The following is a 19749-nucleotide window of genomic DNA, read 5'->3' on the forward strand; positions in this document are numbered from 1 at the left end:
CAACGACCTGCAAATCCCGGTACCCGAACAGGGACATTGGACACGCGTAGAAATGGGATATGCGATCGAGCGACCACCCCTGCCGCAGTGGATAGAACGCCCAAAGCCAACAGATATACCGCGTAAGCGGGCTCGACGGCCACGTACGACTGAGCAGCCCACACACCCACAGCCGCTGCCTGAAGCCCCGTCTCAAAAAGCTTCACTGAGCGCTGTAGCCCGGACGCCCACGCGCTGGCATGACGCCATCGAAGGGCTACGCAAGCGCATGAAAGACGACGCCGACAACGCGGGACGACTTAAGCTGAAAGACGATTGGGAACGAGCGCATCCGGGGAAGCGACCTCCGGCCCATCTGGACTCTCGCGGAAACTGGGAATATTTTTGTGACGCTGGTCAATTACTCGCCACAACGCACCGGAAATCTGTAGCCCGGCTTTCTTTGCTAAGCTATGAGCGCGGTCTCGCACTGCTCAACATCATCTGCTGGCAGGCCGAGCGTAGTGGATATTCAGTCAGAATGGAGAAAGGAGACTCCAGACTCAGACTAACGCGCGAGCAGGCATACGTTCAGCTACGCATAGTCGAAAAACTGGATGCCGGCTTGCGCCAAAGAATACGCAGTTGGGATAGAAAGACTGAGCAGGTAAAAAGACTGACGCCGTCCGGTCTTCTCACTCTATTTGTCGAGCAGCAGGGCCTTGGTGAAACCGGAATTGCAGACCACAGGGATCAATTGCTGGAGCTACAGCTTGAGCGCATCTTTGACGTGATCGAACTCCGATATAGGCGCTCGGTGGCTGCGGTAGCGGAGTGGGCTCAACGTGATCTGGATTGGAAAGCCGCCGAGCTTCGGCGGCAAGAGGAAGAACGGCAGCGCAAAGAGGCCCAGCAAAGAGCAGAACAGGAGCGGCAGCGGAAAGCCGAGCTCGTTGCGGAAGCTAAGAGCTGGGGTAAGGCGGCCGTACTGCGCTCATACCTTGACATGCTGGACGCCAGACTCGGAAACGGCGGAAAAGCGATGGAAGGCTACGCGGTTTGGCGAGAATGGGCGCAGACCGTCATCGACGAACTCGATCGCAGCGCAACTCGAGTCGAAGCCGAATCGACCCACCCGAATCCTTCTACCGGGGGATCCAGACTCGAATAATTCTGGCAATGCCCCTTGCGAGAATGCGGCACCTGGCCCTGCCCGCTCGGTGAGAACGCACAGACGAACGCCTCGAGTACTACGTCGCCCTCCTGTTCGCACGCATCGTGCGGCTCACCTACCAACCAATGACGCATCGCGAATACAAATCCGTACGGCAATCTACTGTCGCTTGGTATGATCCCACGCTCTAGTCGACTATGATTGACACCAGTGAGCGTGCGATGAATAGCTACGTCCAGATAAGGGCCTGTCCGAATCCCAACAATTTCTTCGACGAACTCATTCCTGAAAGCGGACTTGAGGTTCACGGCTGGCGACTCTTCATCCGCAGGATACCTATGCCAATCCCGGACATGGACGGGAGGATTGCCTCCGTCGATACGACCTGGAATTGGCTCTACGCAGAGAGCGACTATGAGGAAGCGCAGCTAATGCGCTTCACGCAAGACAAGCTGCCCACCTTCAGGCAGCTCATTCGAGCCTTGGCAGGCGTTCGACACACACACCTGTCTGGTGGCATGGAGTTCAGCATGTACTTCGAGGAGTTCGTGAAGGATGGCGTCTGTCGAAATATCGCCCCTTACCATGTCAACGTAGGCGTCGGTGTTCTCAACGTACGCGTCAAGGACGCTGATGGGAACGTTGTATTCGATGCCAAAGAAGCTGAGGCGGAACAGGCACGACAAGCGCTCCAAGACGCCAAGGATGAGTTGCGGATCACCAGTACCAGCTTCGTGAAGCATCTAGGTGACGATTATTTCCGCCGCGCCTGGGAAAGTTTCAGTCTCGCCTTTGGTGCGGATGAACATGCTATCAACCACCTGTACGATGTGCGTGACGCAGTCACCGAGAAATTCGGCAAGGAGGAGTTAGCCCGCCAAGCCCTTAATCTCACCAAAGCCGAATGGAGCAATTTCGGCAAAATCTTCAATGATGGCGCCGTCGAAGGCGGTCGGCACAACGGCAAGCATCCTGCCCCGTTGCGGCCGATGACCAAGGAACAGCGAACACAGGTTATAAGTTTCGCCAGGGCGATGCTGTTTGCGTATGGACGTTATCTGGAAAATCAGGAAGCTGCTGCCCGAGAGCAGGCCACTTAGACCAGGTTTACTCCGATTCCCGGCGACCTGATTATTCGCTCTTGTGAAGGACGAGCCGCGCCGGGTGCTTCGTCGCGATTTCCGTTCGCCAGCGTGGCGAACGCCAGCACAACACTTCTCGATTTCACGCGTTGTGTGTGGTGGAATTCGTGCGGCCTTACCGATGACCACATAGCATTGTGCTACTCCGAGGCCATCGTCCAGGGGGGAACGACCAGCATGCTTGGGAAACGGACCCGCCTTTCGCTCGCCCAATTTCTGGCCCTGCAAGGAGCGGCGGTCAGCGAAGTGCTGCTGAGCAAGTACGGACAGCATCTCACACTATGGTCGACGCACTGCTCGCTGACCTATCGGTCAGCCTGCAGGTGCTCGATGAAAATATTCTGATGCAGGTACTAGCCGAGGTCGTGGCGACTCAAGGCGACCTGCGTGCTCGCGTAAATCCCAAGTATCGCTTTGACGAACGCCTGCACGACCTGATGCAATGCCTGCTTCTAGATGGATACCTCGTCCGGGACAAGCGGCTTCTTCAGACCGCCCCATCGATTGCCGATGCGATGCCGATCAATGACGACCTGATTGAGCCATTGCTAAACTCAGGCGGCCTCGTCGGCAGGACATCGTCGCCAGGATCACCGCCTCAGCCGAATCATTCGGTGCGACACCACCCGATTACAACGCGTCGCTGATGAACGCGCGCGTCGCGCTGGAGACGTTAGCGGTCGATGTCGCCGCTGATGTCGCTGCACGACTGCCGAATCCGGTCACCTACGACCGTTCGGGTTGGGTCTCGGCGATTGCGTTCCTGCGCATCAGTGGCGAGGTATCTGTCGAAGCGGAAAATGGCTCGCAGGCGTGTTTCGTTTCCTGAGTCCAAATGCCCACCGCCCATCGGCATTCCCGAAGACCAGATGACGCGCCTCTGGCGTTCCTTCGCGCTCAACATGCGCTGATTTCTGCTCAAGAACCATCTTGCACGCACCGGTTGACGTTGCCATGCGCAATCGGCGTAATCCCGAGCGGCGGTTGCACCGCTGGGACGACGCCGATTCGTCCGTCAGGTTGACCGGTCCGACTTAGGGCTGATCGTCGTCACTTCCGGCGTCGCGCCAGCTATCGTCGGCCGCCGCACCTCCGCCGCTGTCGAGCATCAACAATCCCGCCCGGCCCGCCTTGAGGAAGGACAGCCACCCACGGCATTGCAGTGTGTCGCCGTTGAACATGCGATCACCATCCGGGTCATACTCCCCGGTCATCTCGCCATCGGCCTCGATCGTCCAGATTGCGGCCGCAGTCCAGAGGTCCGTGGTCAGTGGACATTCTTCGGGCAATTCCGGTTCCTCCGGGAACATGGCGTTGCTTCCTGCCATGACATCCGCCACATCGTCGGCTTCATAGATGGCCTCGGCCAACGCTTGGCGGGCGTGCGCATCGTAGAAATCTGCAATACCGACGAAGACCGGCGTGGGAGCCGCGCTGGCAACCAATGCCTCGATACATGTCGTGACCACCGCCGCCGCGACCATGCTCGACATGCCCATCCCCTCCTGACGAGCCCTTCCCTCGCCCATCGGCCGATTGAGCACAAGGATTTCAGCATCGTCCAGGTGATAGTCGAGTGCTAGATTGGCCTCGTCGACGGTCAGCGCCGCATGCGTGCCGTAACCGAGGAGAGCCGCAATTACTTCGGAAAGGTGGGAGCCTTTTACCACCAGCCCTTGCTGAGCAAGGTGCTGGGATGCCGCGTAGGCGGCCGTACGGACGAGCTGGGTCATCGGAATACTCCGTCACTGTTCGACGCTGGACGTTTTGTCGCTGTCGAACAGCCGGGTAATCCGGATGAAAGAAAGCGGAGTGTTGCAGGGTACCGCCGATGCCTTTTTCAAGCCGTCCAGAACTTGGGCGGGCGCCATACTCCTAGCTGCCCTTCGCCGCTATTCCAGTGCGTGGGATCTTGGCTCGCGCAGCTTGACAGCAAGACTCACATGCGACGCTCGCGCGATACCCGCGCATCCCATTCGCCGACCTCGTGCGTTGATCATCGGCGCCAACAAACCGGCAAGCGCCACTGACGCACGATGCCGGTCCCCTTGTTCTCAAGTCACCGACGGTATAGGTGCTGCTACCTCTTAGTGCCGATGTAGATCCTGAAGGAGTACGACCCAGATACATCAAATGACCCAGTCCTGACCCGTTTCGTGCTTGCCGCGAGACGCACCGGGAACTCCAATACCCCTCAACTACTTACGCCCCTTCGCCGGAAGTTATTCACAGCGTTGCCCCCAAAAACTGTGAATAACCAAGGCATCGCAATTCGCCCCGTCGCTCTCGACCTTGGCATCTTCTGCCAGACACCCTTTTTCCTGCCCTCTCCCGCGACCGTAGCCGGGAGCGGGACGGAATCAAGGGGCGAGGGACCGTGTTGCCCGCACCATCCCTCGCCTTATTCCTTGACACCGTCCCGCTCCCGGCTCCTTGAGTCGCACGGGCAGGAAACAGGGCGTCAGGCAAAGCAGAAGCCAACCCCGAGTTCCACCAGGAAGGTTTCGCGCGCAAGCGGCAAGGCCATCCCACCGCCCGTAACTCAACTTTTTTCTGTGGAGAGTGCCATGCAACTCGCTTCCTCATTCCGTTACGGCTCCCCGATGCTGCGCGCCGATTCCCCGCTCTCGGACGAGCAGATCCGTCGCGTCGCGCCGTCCATCTTCGCGGACGGCAAGCACGCAAGTCGCTCCGAACGCTACACCTACATTCCCACTATCGATGTGCTGCGCGGCCTGCGCTACGAAGGCTTCCAGCCGTTCATGGTCTGCCAGAGCCGCGTGCGCGATCCGGGCAAGCGCGAGTACACGAAACACATGCTCCGGCTTCGCCACGCCAGCCAGATCGTCGGGGACGAAGCCAACGAGGTCGTACTCCTGAACTCGCACGACGGCACGAGCAGCTACCAGATGCTGGCTGGCGTGCTGCGTTTCGTCTGCCAGAACGGCATGGTCGCGGGCGACAGCGTGCGCGATATCCGCATACCGCACAAAGGCAACATCGCACGGAACGTCATCGATGGCGCGTTCGACGTGCTCGACGGCTTCGACCTGATCCGCGAGCAGAAGGACAGCATGCGCGGCATCGAACTGGACCGCGATGAACAGCACGCGTTTGCCCGTTCCGCCCTCGCGCTGCGCTACGACCCGACTGACGCGGAAGCCCCCGCCCCCGTCACCGAGAGCCAGTTACTCGCCCCACGCCGTTTCGAGGATCGCCGCGACGATCTCTGGACGGTGTTCAACCGGGTGCAGGAAAACCTCACCAAAGGCGGACTGCACGGGCGCTCGCGGACCGGTCGCGCGATCTCCACGCGCCCTGTCACCGGCATCGACCAGAACGTGAAACTCAATCGCGCCCTCTGGATGCTGGCCGACGCCATGCGCAAGATGAAGGCGTAAGCGCCAGGGGCGACGCCACGTCGCCCCAATCCAACCTCACCTGTCAGGACTCCTATCCGGGTCCTGTCCTGACGGGGTTCGGAAGAAACGCGACCCGGAACTTTCCTTTCAATTTTCTGGAGTCAGTCATGCAAACCCAAACCGAAACCACCGATCGTGGTGCTGCCGAATCAACCGCCTTGCTCGAAACCCACTTTGGCAACGAACAACCCATCGTGACCGTACCGTATTCCAGCCTGCGGTGCTCACCGCTCAATGCGCGCACGCAGCCGCTGTCCGGCATTCCCGGTCTCGCCTCCAATATCCTTGCGAAGGGCCTGCTGCAAAATCTCGTCGTTCATGAAATGAAAGGATCACGCGGCAAGCAACGCCGGTATGGTGTCTGCGCGGGCCAGCGCCGCGAGGCCGCGCTTGACCTGCTATTCGAGCAGAAGCACATCGCCGCCGACTATCCGGTGCCCGTGCGGATCGTGAGTGAAGGCGAGGCGCTCGCGATTTCACTGATCGAGAACAGCGAGCGTGAAGGACTCGACCCGTTCGACGTGTTGCGCTCCTACCGGATGCTGGCTGAGGAAGGCCGCAGCATCGATTACATCGCCGCGCTCTTTTCGGCTTCACCGCTCACGGTCAGGCGGCGCATGAAGCTCGCCAGCGTGTCCCCGAAGCTGCTCGCGCTACTGCGTGAGGACGGCATTACCCTCGACCAGCTTGCTGCGCTCGCACTGGCCGATGATCACGAAACGCAGGAGCGCGTCTGGTTCGATGCGCCGAACGACTGGCAGCGCGCGTCGCAGTATCTCCGTCAGGCGATCACGCGAGCCGAGATTGACGTGAGCCGCAGCCGTCTGGTGCGCTTCGTCGGACTCGCCGCCTACGAGACGGCGGGCGGCTTTGTCCGGCGCGACCTGTTCAGCGACACTGAAAATGCCGGATTCATCGCCGACACGGAACTGTTGCAACGTCTGGCGGGCGAAAAACTCGAAACCGTGGCAGGGGAAGTCCGCGCAGAGGGGTGGAACTGGACCGAAACGCGCATCGAGCGTGACGTACTCGAACTGAACCACTACGACAGGCTCGCTCCGATCGACCGCGCGTATACCGAGGATGAGCAGCGCGAAATGGATGTCCTGACCGCACGGCAGGACGCGCTCGCGAAACAGTACGACGCACTTTCGGAGGATGATGAAAACGCCTATGAGGAAGGCGAACGGATCGAAACCGAACTGAACACCGTCACCGCCGCGATTCAGGCGCTCGAAATGCGCACGCAGGCATGGAGCACGCAGCAGATGGCCGAAGCCGGTGCGTTCATCATCCTCGACCCGCAAGGCGACCTTGTCATCGAGCGCGGGTTGGTACGCCATGACAGCAATGCCGCGCGGGGCATGGGTGCAGCGACGACCGGGCACGCCGTTGCCACACTCAAGGAGGCGAACCCGAAGTCCCCACCGGTTCACAGCGCAAAGCTCTGCCAGCGTCTGAGCGCCCATCGCACCGCCGCCATCCATGCGGAACTGATCGCGCAACCGTCCGTCGCGCTCGCGGCGCTGCTGTTCCGGCTCGCGCCGGTCGCTTTCCCCGAGCGGTATAGTGTCGTGTCGAGCCGGGAGTGTCTGGAACTCAACGCGACCAGCAACCACGATGCGCTGCTGAAGGCCGCCGACGATCTGTCCGCCAGCACCGCATGGGGCATCATCGGCGCACAGCGCCAGCAGTGGCTCGCGGCCCTCCCCAGGAATCTCGCCGATCTGCTGCCGTGGCTGATCGAGCAGGATGCTGGCACGACGCTGCTGGACCTGCTCGCCTTCTGCACCGGCACCCTGCTCGACGGCGTGACCGGCACGGAAGGCCCCCACGCCCTCAACGCTCTGAGCAACGCGCTACAGCTCGACATGACCCGATACTGGACGGCAACCCGCGCCTCGTATTTTGACCACGTCAGCAAGGCACGCATCGTGGACGTCGCCATGCAGGCGGTCTCGCCCAGGATTGCCCTTGACCTCAGCAAGATGAAAAAAGGCGATGCCGCCGCTGCTGCCGAACTGCGGCTGGCAAAGTCCGCATGGCTCCCGGATATCCTCACCGATCGGGAAGTTCCGCCGATCCGGGCCCTCGGCGCGATGAACGCCCCGGACGATGAGGCTGACGGGGATGAAGCGGAAAACGCACAGGTCGCCAACGCGGACGAAGCCAGGGCACCGGAAACTGACGCTCCGGCTGACACGGCCCATGAGAAGGAAAACCACCCGGCGTGGCCCTTCCCGACCGCCGCCAGCATAGCGAATGCCGAAACCACGCAACACACCGCGTGACAGCCCAATCTCCGCCCGTGCCCGCGCGCAGGCGGGGAGTACCGTTTATCGGGCGTGTTCACCCATCCAGAATGCCGCAGCGACCAACGTCACAAACAGGCAGGCCGCAACGACCAACAGGCGCCCCAGCGTGTGAATCAAACGCCGTTCAGTCACCAGGATGCCCGTCTGCACCCGTTTCATGGCGTCCACTATTGCGCTCTCAAACAGGGCCACCGCCTCATCCATCCGTTCGCGCTGGTCCCGCGCCGCTACTGCCGCCGCGCCGACAAGGCGGTTACCGGCGATCCTCGCGACCCGGTTGGCCAGCCCGTCCGCGAGCGCGGCAATCGATTGCTCATTGAGCGACGCCAGCGCAACCTGGTACCTCGCTTCGTGTTCCCGGGTCATGTCCTCGGCCAGCTGGATCGTCGCCTTGCAGCGCGCGAGCGCGTCGCGGTGCTGGCGCATCAAGACCCCGGTCGCCTCATCGGCTTCCCGACGCACTGCATCGAAGCCACCATCCCCGGCCCTGCGTATACGATCGGGCATCGCCTCGTAAAGCCGTGCGTAGTATTCAAGCACGACGATCATCGACCACAGGGCGTCGTTGTCCCGCAAGCGCAACGCACCGGAAACCCGCCGCATCCGCAAGAGACTGCCATCGTCGGGCAATTCACCCGTGACCTCGAGAAACAGGCGGGCGAACGCATCAGCCGACCTCGCTCGCTTCTCACGCATGAGGCGTCACTCTAGCGAACATCGTGCCGCACACTGCGCGCCAGCGCAGCAGTTCCGCCCGCTCACCCATATGCATCATTTCCGCCGCCTTGCTTACTGACAGGCGCTGGCTACGCAGTTCGTCCGCAACGCGATCCGCAAGATCGGGAAAATCCAGCGACTGGCCTTGCGCCTCAATAGCATTGCGCAATTGCGAGTCCCGATACAGGGTGAATTTATCCGGCGAACCGAAATAGCCATTGCGCACGACGTGCGTGATCGCATTCGGAAACGTCGCACCGAACCTGAGAAGCAATTCGAGGCTATCGCGCTGCCGGTTGATTACCCACAACACGACGAGACGCCGGGCCAGTTCATCGAGCGTGCTCGCAAGCGTCCCGCCGTACTGTGCGACGCCCGCCTGACTCCGCGCCGCCGTGTTGACGACAACGGTCGCATCCGGGTGCAGATCACAGAAATTGACGAAGTCAATCCAGCCGCTGACGTCGTCCAGATCACACGACCCGCATTCGATCTCGTCGTGGACCGCTTTCATCACATCGGGGTTGGAAGTATCCGTTTCTACCAGCACTACATTGACCTCCATCCGTCGCAGGTAATCGACCAGCGCCAGCGTCACGAAACTCTTGCCAACACCGCCCTTGCTGCCACCGACCATATAGATGGGGGGATTTTCCGTTGCCATGCGTAACCTCTACAAGTTCTCGGTATCCGGGCTGATCGGAAATCCGAGAAAGCCCTGTACCTGTTGCCCCGGCCTGGTTACCCCCTTGTCCCCCTTTTGCTGTAATCCGGCGCGTAGCGGGTTATCGCGTGGAGCTTCGGCTTGCGCTAACTTCCTGCCCTTAGTTGGCGCTGCCACCGGCTCTCGCGCCGCGTCCCGACTGCCCCGTCGCATTCGCCCCTTTCCGTCGGCGCGGCGCATCGCATATCTCAGGGAATTGAGACTCACGTCAATGCCTTCCTGCGCGGCCTGCTCTATCAGTTCATGCATCGTGTATCCCTTCTCCCGCGCTGCGACGATCTGTCTCCGTATGGCTTTCACGCCGTCGCCCACCTTGACCGGTTGCTCCTGTTTCGCTTTTTCCGGCAGCGCATCCAGCCTGCGCCCTAGCGCTTCCCACTGCCCTCGCGTGAAGTTCCTGACACCCGACATGACTCACTCCGACACACACCTTTCACTGCATCTTGCGCACGCCCTTACCCGTCGTCAACACCTGCCTCGTTCGGCTTTCGACGATGACGGAATACATCGGAATGCAGAGGAATATGACAGAACAACAAATATTTTTTACCATTGATCAAAGAGTTCCTTGATTCGCACAGGCCTTTCATCTGTTCGCCCGTTAGCGCACACCGGCGCGAATCGCATTGAACATCGTGTGCTTGCAGACTCGCACTGAAGAACCACCAAAGCGCATTTGGTGTCACAGGCGTGAGAACGCGATGCTCACTCGTCTCGCTCTGCCATAGCCAAGCAAACGTTGTACACGCGCGTCCGCTTCGCGCAGACCTTCATAGCCATGCGAAACAGAGGTATCACCGGCACGACACGCGCGATGCATCGAGCGCACCGTCCATTCACTGGGAACCGACAGATGCTGTTCGCCCCACTACGCCTGACGTGCCGGGGATCAATCGCTCCCCCACGTGCCGATTACTTCTTCGCACCGCTACGTCAAACGCAGCGCGCACTGCGATTACACGGATTCGAATTTCTGTTGCACATGGCTTACACATCGTGTGCACGAAAGTCACACTCGGCACCGAAAACAAAACAAAAATCGGGGATGGCGGGGATGGCAGGATAGGCTACCGCCGGCTTTTGGCGCCAAGCACGATTGAAATTGAGGAAAAGAAGCGCCAACCACCTGGTTGTCCTTGCGCTGAAGGCCTGCGTGAACGTAAACCAGTTGCACAAGTGGGTACGACTGGAAGAGCGCCGGGAGCGCGCTGCTGAGGCGAATGCTGACGTTGAGCAACCGTCGTCGGCATTTGCCGCAGTCGTCACGGTCGACGAGGCGCCTTCGATGTTGACTCCCAGGGCGCAGTGTGCTAATCACCGACGCGAGCTGCTCTTTCGCCTGCGGGCGTCAGGCCTGCCCGGTCCCGCGTCGAGTGGCGCGAGCATGTTTGTCCTGATCATAGCGTGCCTGGTTGCTCTCAATCTCGTCGAGATGCTCTCCCGCCCACGCACCCAGTGCACGAACCGGGACGGCGAGGGATTGTCCGAGCGGCGTCAGGGCATATTCGACCTGCGGAGGCACCGTCGGGTAGACCGTGCGGCTCACCATGCCGTCGCGCTCGAGTGCCTTCAGGGTACGCGTAAGCATCTGCTGCGAGATCCCGCCGATGGTCCGTTTGATCTCGTTGAAGCGGCGTGGCCGATCAATCAGTACCCTGACAATCATGACCGTCCATTTGTCGCCAACGATGGCGAGCACCTTGCCAACCTTATGGCATTGAGTACTGACGCCCGGTGAGGCAGGCATATCCATGTGACCTGGTCCTAAAAATATGCGTTCTTGGCGGATCGCCTCGACTTACATAGCATAGTGCTGGTCACAAATCCAGACCAGAGGCCAAAAGTGAACCTGCTTCATCTCGATTCCAGCATCATGGGCGCAAACTCGGCGAGCCGCGTGCTCTCCGCCGCCATTGTCGAGCGGATCGTCGAAACACACGGCGCCGTGAATGTCACCTATCGCGATCTTGCCCGCGAACCGCTCCCCCATCTCTCCTTCGACGCGTTCACGGCGCTCGACACCGGCAACGACGTGCAGCAGTTCCTCAACACCGACATCGTGGTAATCGGGGCGGGCTTCTACAATTTTTCGGTTCCCACCCAGCTCAAGGCCTGGATCGATCATATCGTCGTGCGCGGCAAGACCTTCGCACGCGGCGAGAACGGACCGATCGGTCTTGCCCAGGGCAAGCGCGTGATCGTCGCGCTGGCGCGCGGCAACGTTTACAGCGAGGGCTCCCCGTATCAGGCGTTCGAACACGCCGAGACCCTGCTTCGCTCGGTATTCACGTTCATAGGCGTCTCCGATATCCAATTCGTCGTCGCGGAAGGACTCGGGCGCGGTGAGGAGGCGCGCCGCGCCTCGATCGCGAGCGCACTTGAAGCGGCGAACAAGGTTTCTACGAACGCTGCCACCCCGGCTACCCCTGGAGCTTGACAGCGGCGGTGCCCTCGCACATTTTCGAGTGCGAGGGAACGTCCCCCGTTTATATTGATTGCATCTGGCAGGCAGTCGATAGCGGGGACGCGCTGCTCCGACCGCATGGACCTGGCTCAACTTCATTTCGGTGATCGGATATGCACACAGCCGCGGAGATCGAACAGGCCGGCTTGCCGGCATCCTCACAACTGACGTCCTGCTACCGCAGAGCCGATTTTGCTGACGCATTTTCGGTCGATCTGCCGGAGGCCGCGTCCCACGACGCGGAATCTATCGCCCGGCACATCTTCGACCATCAGCCCGAATGGATTGCGGCGCTGCTGAAATTGCGCGACCTGCTGGTACGACCGCTTGGTCTAAAGCGCGCCGCGGACCTCTCGGCCGCAGGCGGCGACAGGCTAAACATTTTCCGCATATTCGGGCGATATCCGAATGAGATCGTGCTTGGGGAGGACGACACGCATCTGAATTTCCGCGTGTCGATACTCGTGCAGCCACCATCCGATGAACACCCTCGCCGGGTAATCGTGACAACGCTCGTCTTCTACAACCGCCTGCTCGGCCGCGCTTATATCGCGTTGATTGCGCCGTTCCATCGCATGGTCGTGCGAGGCTCGCTTCGTCAAGCTCAGAAGATCGGATGGCCCGCCTGAGCGGATGCGGACATCGGTGCTGCGACGAGGCGTCGTCGCCTATTCGTAGTCGTCGGCTAGCCAGTGGAGGGCCGGCCAGAAATATAGCGCGACGAGGCCGCGCCGGCTTGCTCGACGAACCGCGAAGGCCGTGCGTTCCCGGAACAGGAATGTATTGGAGACCACGACAGTGCCCGGCTTCAGGTTCCTGTCGAGCAGATTGGTTACCGCCGGCATAACCGACGGCATCAGATAGCAAACGATCGCGTGGGCGCTGCGAAGATTACTGCGATGGAAGTTGCCCCACCTGAGCGTAACGTTCGGCAATCCAGACGCTCTGAGCCGTGAAATCAGGTACGGAAATGGCGATATCTCGATCCCTTCGACCGTAGCTTCGGGAAACGCGCGCGCGACTGCCACTACCAGTCCGCCCCACCCGCTTCCCAGATCGATGATCACGGCAGACCGGGCGAGGTTTGCCTGTTTGAGCAGTGCAATGACGTCGGAGGCTTCGACGCCCCTCGACGAAAGTGTCGGCACGCCTGTGACCGCCGCGAAAATCACGAGAGAGAGGCCCGCGAGCAGCGTCAGGGCGACGGTCACATACGACAGCAGCGTCATGATCAACGCGGAATGCGCGGCAGCAGGAGGTACGACGCATGGTCCCTGCCGGTCGCGACCGTGTTCGTTCCGCCATACAGCTTTGCGTCCCGGTTCGGATGAGCGGCGAAAAAGAGCCCTGAGTTGTGGGCGTCGGGAAGGGGGTAATCGTTAGCGTGCACAATGTTCGCATCCGGTCCGTATCCGAAATCCTTGCCCTGGATCGTTAACGCAAGTCGATAGCCCCTTGGAATGACGATGCTAGTCGGCTCGGTAAATTCGACGTCAACGGGATAGAGCCGCCCGGGCGTCATCGGCTCAGAAGCGACATGAGGGTGGAAAGGCTGGTAGAGGGTCGATTTCGTCCGGTCGACAGCGCGGTGCGACACGCGCAGATATCCGAGATCCAGTGGCACGTTCGGATCGCTGTTGCCGATAAAGGTAACGTCCCTTCCCTGCGGATCAATCAGCCTGAGGGCCGCGAAGATATCCATATCCGCCGTCGACGAACCGACCCACAACCTCACGCCGATCGGGCCGGTGAATTCCGTCTCCTTGCTGAAGGGCTTCGTCGTGAAAGTGAGTTCATCGCCAAGTCCGGCGTACGATTTCTGGGCGGACGCCAGATGCTCCAGGCCCGGCGCCATCGAAGCGTTCGCCGCATCGAGATAGTAGCGTTGCCAACGTGTGCCCGGTAGCGGCCAGGCGCCAGCATTCCTCCAGACTGTCCCGTTGGGCCGGCGGATCTGCACCGCAACGCGCGGCTCTTTCTCCCAGCCATTGTCCACGCCCTTCAGGAAATGATCGAAGAAGCGCTTTTGCAGCGCGAGCGCCTCGTCCGAATAGAAAGGCGTCAGATGGTCGCCGGTCTGAATCCGCAGCCATTTGCCCTTGCTGGCGGCGAAGCGATAGCCGGCGGTACTCCAGTCCGTCCAGTTCGCAACGTCGAGCAGCGGGACCTTGATCTGGCTGGCGTCGGGCGTGCGCTGCCGATAATAGGTGTCGTCCAACGGGTGCTGCGCAAAGGCTTCAACGGGATCGACGCGGTTTTGCTTCAAGACGTCCGGGGCAAGAGGCGCCCCCGTATCCGTGCCACCATTGATCGAATCGACCAGGGGCGTCTGCGCATTGCCGTTCTGATTGGGGACCACCTGATGGGTCCACCAGAACTCCCATGCAACGTTCAGAATGCCACCATAGTATGCGATCTCCCGATACTGATCGAACGCGCCTTCCCAAGGCAGTATCGCGGCAAGCCCTTCTGGCTGTAACGCGGCCACCTGATACTGATTGATCGCCTGGAAAGAAGTGCCGAGCAGACCGACCTTTCCCGAACTCCAGGCCTGCCGGGCCGCCCAGGTAATCAGCGTGGCGTAGTCTTCAGTCTCCCGCGGCGAGAAGGGGTCGAGCACGCCCGGAGATGCGCCGGCCCCGCGAACGTCGGCGTGGATGACGATGTAACCGTCGGCCACCCACCGCTCGGGATCGGGCGCCTCGAACCGGATGTAGCGGCACGAGGATTTCCTGCAGAGGTCTGGATATTTCGCGATCAGCTTGCCCCACGATGTCTTATAGGCTGGCGCATCCGCCATGCTCGTATCCTTCCCGTAGGGCCCCATCAACATGAGAACCGGATATCGACCGGACTTTTCGGGACGATAGATGTTAACGCGCAACTGTACGCCATCGGTCATCGTGACCGGTACGTCATGGTCGAAAATCATGCCGGGAACGCCGCTATCGACCTGCTCGGCCAGACAAGGCTGGGCAAACGCGATGAGCAAGGCAGTGACCCACAGCACGATTCGCCTGGAATGCATGATAAGAACTCCTGATTTATTGGTGTGGCAATTGCGCCGCCTCATCCCGGCGCGGTACCCGCCGCTGGGCGAAGCTGGCTTTTAGCGGCCCCGATCGCGCAAGGCGGCCGCAAGGTCGTTCATCAATGACGGGTGCTGTGGCGTCCAGCCCAGGCGTTCCCGCGTTACCTGGCTGGAAACCGGATTGTCCGCAGCGACAAACGGCGCGAGCCAGCCGAAATGCCTTGAACAGTCTTTAGCGAGCAAAGGCACCACAGGGACGTCGAGATGGCGGCCAATCGCATCGGCAATATCGCGAAACGGCATTCCTTCCTCGGCCGCGCCGTGATAGCGGTCCCCGGGCTCGCCGTTTTCGAGCGCAAGCCGAAACAGCCGCGATGCGTCCAGCCTGTGAACGGCGGCCCATCGGTTGAACCCATCACCGGGACAGGCGGACATCCGCTTTTTCCGTGCAATCTCGATCAACCGCGTAACGTGCCCGAGCTTCGTTTCATCATGTACCGTGGGCGGCAGACGAACGATGGAGGCGTTCACGCCGGCCCGCACAAGGTCAACTGCGGCCTGCTCGGAGCGCGCCCTTGCACCGCCGACGGCTGCGCGATCGGCATCGTCGGTCTCCAGCGCGTGCCGCCCTGCTGCCATCGCCATGGTCGGAAAGGCGATGACCAGCGAGGCCTTTCGTGCCCCGAGTGCCTCGCCGAACGTCTCGATGGCGCGCTGATCCACAGCGACCGCCGCGGCCGCGAAGCGTTCGACGATACGGGACGGCGGGCCGCCGAAAAGTATCCGTGCGCGAATGCCCAGGCTGGCATGCGCGAGCGCGTGGAAGAAGGCGGTATGGATCACACCGTCGGCGAGCGCAGCCTCCTGGCGCAAGATGTCGGTATCCTCGATCGTTCCGCGACATGCCCTCGCCCCCACTGCCTCGAGCGGGGCGACGGCATGCGCCGAACGCACGAGGCCTGTCACCGCGTGGCCCGCCGCGATGAGTTCGCGAACGACCGCGGAACCGATAAAGCCCGTCGCGCCAGTGATGAAGATCCGCATGGTTGTCTCTCCCGGTCCCGCTTCAATGGGACGAGCCGGCCGGTTCGACGCGGAAGTAACCGGGATCGGCAAGATCCGCGAGGAGGCACTGGTGCTGCGGCGACCAGCCCAGTATCGATTGCGTGTGACGGCTGTCCGCAGGGGCGTCGATCGCCACGAAGGGTGCGAACCATCCGAAATGCTTGGCAGCTTCTTCCGCAGAAAGGGAAACTAGCGGCAGGCCCAGGCTACGGCCTATCGCCGCGGCGATATCCCTGAGCGCCACGCCCATTTCGCCGATTGCATGGAACGGCCCCGCTGTCACGTTCTCGATAGCCAGACGGTAGACACGGGCCGCGTCGAGCCGATGAACGGCGGGCCAGCGGTTGAGCCCATCGCCCACATAGGCCGACACGCCCTTCTCCCGCGCAATGGCCGCGAGACGCGGCACAAAACCGTGGTCGCCCAGACCGTGAACCGATGGCGCGAGGCGTATCGTGGTGGCGTGTACGCCCCGCGCGGACAATTCCCTCACGGCCGCCTCCGACGCCCGGGGGAATCGCTCTGAAACCGGTGGCGCGACGTCTTGCTCCGTCGCGATTCGACCCGGGGCCAACAAGACCACGCCGGAGGTAACGAGGAAGGGGCGGTCCGATCCTTCGAGCACCGCACCGATCGCTTCGATCGCCCGGCGTTCTACGACGCTGTTCTCGGCAAAGCGGGACCAGTCGTGATTGAACGCGGTATGTATCACTGCATCGGCTTCGGAAGCGCCTTCCTGCAGGCGCCTGGTATCTTCGAGCGATCCCACGAGGGTCCGCACGCCGGCCGTACCCAAATCGGCGGCCCGCTCTACTGACCGGACCAGGCCCGTGACCTGATGCCCTGCCCCGAGCAATTCACTCACAACTGCGGAGCCGACCCAGCCGGTCGCCCCGGTTACGAATATTCTCATCGCACCTCTCCCGTTCAGTTACGGGTACAGCATAGGGCGTTGAATCGGAACGATCCATGCCTTAAAGTTCGTTTCTGGTATTCAATCGTTCGAACTTCGTCATGGATACACTATCGGATGTGTTGTCCCTCCTGAAACTGCAAAGTTACGTTTCCGGCGGCTTCGATGCGGCCGGCGACTGGGCCGTGCGTTTTGGGCCCTTCGACGGAATCAAGTTTCATGCGGTGCTGCGGGGCCGGTGCTGGCTTAGCGTTGATGGCGAACCCGAGCCCCTTGAGGTCACCGAAGGAGAATGCTTTCTGCTCGCGCGAGGCAAGTCCTTTTGCATCGCGAGCAATCTTGCGGCAGAGCCGGTCGCGTTCGGTACACTCGTCCCGCAGATCAGGGATGGCCGTATCGTGACGCACAAGGGTGGCGGCGAATTCCTCAGCGTGGGCGGATATTTCACGCTGGCCGACGGTCAGGCCGATCTGCTTTTAAACGTGCTCCCTGCGGTCATCCACATTCGGGAGGAACCGGGCCCGTCAACGCTGCGATGGTGTATCGAGCGCATGAGAGAGGAATTGCGCGAGCCCCAGCCGGGTGGTGGCATTGTCGCGCAGCAGCTGGCTACCCTTGTGCTTGTCCAGGCGTTGCGGCTGCAGTTCACAGGCGGGCGTAACGAAGCCGTCGGCTGGCTTTACGCGCTCGCGGATAAACGGATGCGCGCGGTGATCAACGCCATGCACGAGACGCCCGGCGCAAAATGGACCCTACAGACGCTGGCGGAGCAGGCTGCCATGTCGCGCACGAGTTTCGCCCTTCGGTTCAAGGAGCTCGTCGGGCTCTCGCCGATGGACTATCTGACGCGCTGGCGTATGAACCTCGCCGCTGCGAGGCTGACGCACTCGCGCGACTCGATTGCTGAAATCGGCCTGGCGCTCGGGTATGACTCGGAAAAGTCTTTCAGCGCAGCTTTCAAACGGATCATGAAGTGCGCCCCGCGACAGTACGGTCGCCGGCAAACCAACGGCGGCTAAAGCGGGACCGAGACGGCCTCCGCTCGAACCATGAACACACTTACGTCCGGCCTGGAATACGCATAACGAGCCGGCCGAGCAAAGCTGCGTTCAGTTCGATTAGCCCTCCCGGCGTTTGATCGAGCTTGGCAAGCCTGGATGGGTTAAAGCGAACACGCAGTAAATAGTTGCAAAAACCAGACTCACCGATCCACGGCACGATAGGTATAGCCACGCTGCACTCTTGCCGTCACCGATCCACGCCCGGTCCGACATCGTCTGGCCAATCTCTGGCGTCTGGAACCTTTGAATCGGACCGCTCGGACCGTGCGTCCTGCACTCGCTCCACCACGGGCCGGTCCCGCTGCACCGGCATGCCGCCGACGAAATATGCCATCTCGACGGCCATCGAGCGATCCTCGCGCGCACGCGATCTCGCCATCGCATAAGCCAATTCCCGCCAGGCAGCGAACACCCCGCCGTGCGCGACCCAGCCTGCGTCACGCTGCGTATCGGCCGGCAGCGGCTTCCAGTAACCCGGCGTCTCGCCGCGCGCGATCATGTGAACGACAGCGGGTTTCGGATAACGCTGCGTCACGCCACGCAAACGCCGGGGCGTCGCATTGGCGTCGGCGCCGTGCTCGCGCAGTTGCTCTGCAAAGTGCTCACGCCACCGCTGCAGATCCTTGCGCCGCGGATTCAGGCGCCGCCCATCTGGGCCACGAACCTGTACGCTCAGATGCACATGCGGATGGGCTTCATCGTCGTGCGCCGCAAATGCATACGCACGGCCATCGCCGAACTCCTGTGCCGCAAAGTCGCGTGCCGCATCGCGCACGGCCCGCCTGTCCGTGCCCGGCGGCATCGACAGCAGGACATTGAATACCTCGCGACGCGTGCTGCTCTCCGGGATGCCCCATCCGCCGAGCTGCCAGGCCCGCGTCAGATCACGCAATGCCTCGACGCCCGCGATTCGATCGCCGTTCTGGTCTTCCAGTTCGACCTGGCCGTTGCGCGAGATGTAGCGCAGGTGTCGGCGCACGGCCCCCATGCCCTGGGCGCTCGCGGCCTTGTTCGTGATCTTGACCATTACCTCGGGCGTGCGCCGGAGCGTGCGTGCGATCTTGGCTCGCATGCGGGCGGCTTCGTCCCGGATATCAACATGCGAGAGCCGCGCAGCTCGAGCGTGCCGCAGCGGCTCCTGAAACAGCCGGTCGCCCCAGTTCACGAGCATCGCGTCGATGTAGATTTTTGGATAGGGCATATCAGCGGCTCCATCGGTCAAGGTTTGCGCGAATGACGCTCGATGTGGCACGCAGATGGGCGTCGATCCGGTCCCGCATATCCGCCCAGTCCGGCATCCGGTCTGGAGTCGCCAGTTCAACCACGCCGGAACGGACAAGCTGACCCAGCAGACGATTGATGCCAGCCAGTTGCCGACTGGATTCCGACAGCGCGCGCATCTCGTACTCGCCGAGCTGTGGCTCACGCGTCAACTGCGCGCGGACCAGCGACACAATCCAGCGGTTTCCGCTCAGGCCTGCCGCCCAGGCCCGCTCATCTACGGCAGCCAGTTCAGACGCCGTCAGCCGGATCTCGATGCGGGTGCGAGGTTCGCCAACCACGGGTCTGATCAGATCGCGCATGACGGTGGCGGATTGGACATCGCCCTCATCATCATGGACCGCGGCCATGATCAGCTGGCGGGCGCCTTCGCCGGCCGTCAGACCACGACGCGCACACCAGTCGTCCCAGCGCAGCCTGACGGCACCGAGTTCGACGCACAGACGCTCACGCGCGGCCAC

Annotated in this window: 20 protein-coding genes; 9 read left to right on the forward strand and 11 right to left on the reverse strand. The window is 61.5% G+C overall.

The features are described 5' to 3' along the window. Window positions 1-268: 268 nt before the first annotated feature. From C7402_RS16320 to C7402_RS47410, 4 genes are all read left to right on the forward strand, one after another. Window positions 269-1150 carry a hypothetical protein gene (locus C7402_RS16320; RefSeq protein ID WP_133254497.1) on the forward strand — a complete coding sequence of 294 codons (882 nt, stop codon included), beginning with the start codon at window positions 269-271 and terminating at the stop codon, window positions 1148-1150. Window positions 1151-1374: 224 nt separating this feature from the next. Further along, on the forward strand, window positions 1375-2253 hold the full coding sequence (locus tag C7402_RS16325) for a hypothetical protein (protein WP_116611317.1): 879 nt from the start codon (window positions 1375-1377) through the stop codon (window positions 2251-2253). Window positions 2254-2576: 323 nt separating this feature from the next. Next, complete coding sequence (locus C7402_RS47405) at window positions 2577-2942, forward strand: hypothetical protein (RefSeq protein WP_208948948.1); 366 nt, start codon at window positions 2577-2579, stop codon at window positions 2940-2942. Next, window positions 2942-3124, forward strand: a complete 183-nt coding sequence (locus C7402_RS47410) for a hypothetical protein (RefSeq protein ID WP_049782174.1) — start codon at window positions 2942-2944, stop codon at window positions 3122-3124. The genes C7402_RS47405 and C7402_RS47410 overlap by 1 nt, the downstream gene beginning before the upstream one ends. A 205-nt stretch (window positions 3125-3329) precedes the next feature. On the opposite strand, the gene C7402_RS16335 is transcribed toward C7402_RS47410, so the two are convergent. Continuing rightward, complete coding sequence (locus C7402_RS16335) at window positions 3330-4028, reverse strand: hypothetical protein (protein WP_116611318.1); 699 nt, start codon at window positions 4026-4028, stop codon at window positions 3330-3332. A gap of 834 nt (window positions 4029-4862) precedes the next feature. Between C7402_RS16335 and C7402_RS16340 the strand changes: the two genes are divergently transcribed. Together C7402_RS16340 and C7402_RS16345 are read left to right on the forward strand one after the other, a co-directional pair. Then, window positions 4863-5696: a DUF932 domain-containing protein gene (locus C7402_RS16340; protein WP_116611319.1), complete on the forward strand. Its 834-nt coding sequence runs from the start codon at window positions 4863-4865 to the stop codon at window positions 5694-5696. A gap of 128 nt (window positions 5697-5824) precedes the next feature. Beyond that, window positions 5825-8008 (forward strand): ParB/RepB/Spo0J family partition protein, encoded by a 2184-nt coding sequence (locus tag C7402_RS16345; protein ID WP_116611320.1) that lies wholly within the window; start codon window positions 5825-5827, stop codon window positions 8006-8008. A gap of 45 nt (window positions 8009-8053) precedes the next feature. Here C7402_RS16345 and C7402_RS16350 read toward each other — a convergent pair whose 3' ends face one another. From C7402_RS16350 to C7402_RS16370, 4 genes are all read right to left on the reverse strand, one after another. Next, on the reverse strand, window positions 8054-8728 hold the full coding sequence (locus C7402_RS16350) for a hypothetical protein (RefSeq protein WP_116611321.1): 675 nt from the start codon (window positions 8726-8728) through the stop codon (window positions 8054-8056). Then, on the reverse strand, window positions 8721-9413 hold the full coding sequence (locus C7402_RS16355) for a nucleotide-binding protein (RefSeq protein WP_116611322.1): 693 nt from the start codon (window positions 9411-9413) through the stop codon (window positions 8721-8723). Before C7402_RS16355 ends, C7402_RS16350 begins: the two co-directional genes overlap by 8 nt. Before the next feature lie 9 nt (window positions 9414-9422). Next, complete coding sequence (locus tag C7402_RS16360; RefSeq protein WP_116611323.1) at window positions 9423-9884, reverse strand: hypothetical protein; 462 nt, start codon at window positions 9882-9884, stop codon at window positions 9423-9425. Window positions 9885-10821: 937 nt separating this feature from the next. Beyond that, window positions 10822-11226, reverse strand: coding sequence for a winged helix-turn-helix transcriptional regulator (locus tag C7402_RS16370; RefSeq protein WP_011488778.1), 405 nt, complete (start codon window positions 11224-11226; stop codon window positions 10822-10824). A gap of 27 nt (window positions 11227-11253) precedes the next feature. Here C7402_RS16370 and C7402_RS16375 point away from each other — a divergent pair, with 27 nt between their 5' ends. Together C7402_RS16375 and C7402_RS16380 are read left to right on the forward strand one after the other, a co-directional pair. Next, entirely contained in the window at window positions 11254-11910 is a 657-nt protein-coding gene (locus C7402_RS16375; RefSeq protein WP_425273786.1) for an FMN-dependent NADH-azoreductase, read from the forward strand. 140 nt (window positions 11911-12050) lie between these two features. After that, window positions 12051-12566: a DUF2867 domain-containing protein gene (locus tag C7402_RS16380; RefSeq protein WP_116611325.1), complete on the forward strand. Its 516-nt coding sequence runs from the start codon at window positions 12051-12053 to the stop codon at window positions 12564-12566. A 39-nt stretch (window positions 12567-12605) separates the two neighbouring features. On the opposite strand, the gene C7402_RS16385 is transcribed toward C7402_RS16380, so the two are convergent. From C7402_RS16385 to C7402_RS16400, 4 genes are all read right to left on the reverse strand, one after another. Further along, complete coding sequence (locus C7402_RS16385; RefSeq protein ID WP_116611326.1) at window positions 12606-13166, reverse strand: SAM-dependent methyltransferase; 561 nt, start codon at window positions 13164-13166, stop codon at window positions 12606-12608. Window positions 13167-13168: 2 nt separating this feature from the next. Further along, window positions 13169-14965: a CocE/NonD family hydrolase gene (locus C7402_RS16390; protein ID WP_116611327.1), complete on the reverse strand. Its 1797-nt coding sequence runs from the start codon at window positions 14963-14965 to the stop codon at window positions 13169-13171. Window positions 14966-15046: 81 nt separating this feature from the next. Further along, entirely contained in the window at window positions 15047-16012 is a 966-nt protein-coding gene (locus C7402_RS16395) for an SDR family oxidoreductase (protein WP_116611328.1), read from the reverse strand. Between the two features lie 22 nt (window positions 16013-16034). Next, the gene (locus tag C7402_RS16400) at window positions 16035-16946 is read right to left on the reverse strand and encodes an SDR family oxidoreductase (protein WP_116611329.1); all 912 of its coding nucleotides are present in this window, start codon (window positions 16944-16946) and stop codon (window positions 16035-16037) included. 101 nt (window positions 16947-17047) lie between these two features. On the opposite strand from C7402_RS16400, the gene C7402_RS16405 reads away from it, so the two are divergent. After that, a complete protein-coding gene (locus C7402_RS16405; protein ID WP_110329400.1) occupies window positions 17048-17965 on the forward strand; it encodes an AraC family transcriptional regulator in 918 nt (305 codons plus the stop codon). Window positions 17966-18194: 229 nt separating this feature from the next. On the opposite strand, the gene C7402_RS16410 is transcribed toward C7402_RS16405, so the two are convergent. Together C7402_RS16410 and C7402_RS16415 are read right to left on the reverse strand one after the other, a co-directional pair. Beyond that, window positions 18195-19208: a relaxase/mobilization nuclease domain-containing protein gene (locus C7402_RS16410; RefSeq protein WP_116611330.1), complete on the reverse strand. Its 1014-nt coding sequence runs from the start codon at window positions 19206-19208 to the stop codon at window positions 18195-18197. Window position 19209: 1 nt separating this feature from the next. Next, window positions 19210-19749, reverse strand: coding sequence for a plasmid stabilization protein (locus C7402_RS16415; protein WP_116611331.1), 540 nt, complete (start codon window positions 19747-19749; stop codon window positions 19210-19212).

The sequence above is a fragment of the Paraburkholderia unamae genome (assembly GCF_003096875.1).
GTDB lineage: Bacteria > Pseudomonadota > Gammaproteobacteria > Burkholderiales > Burkholderiaceae > Paraburkholderia > Paraburkholderia unamae.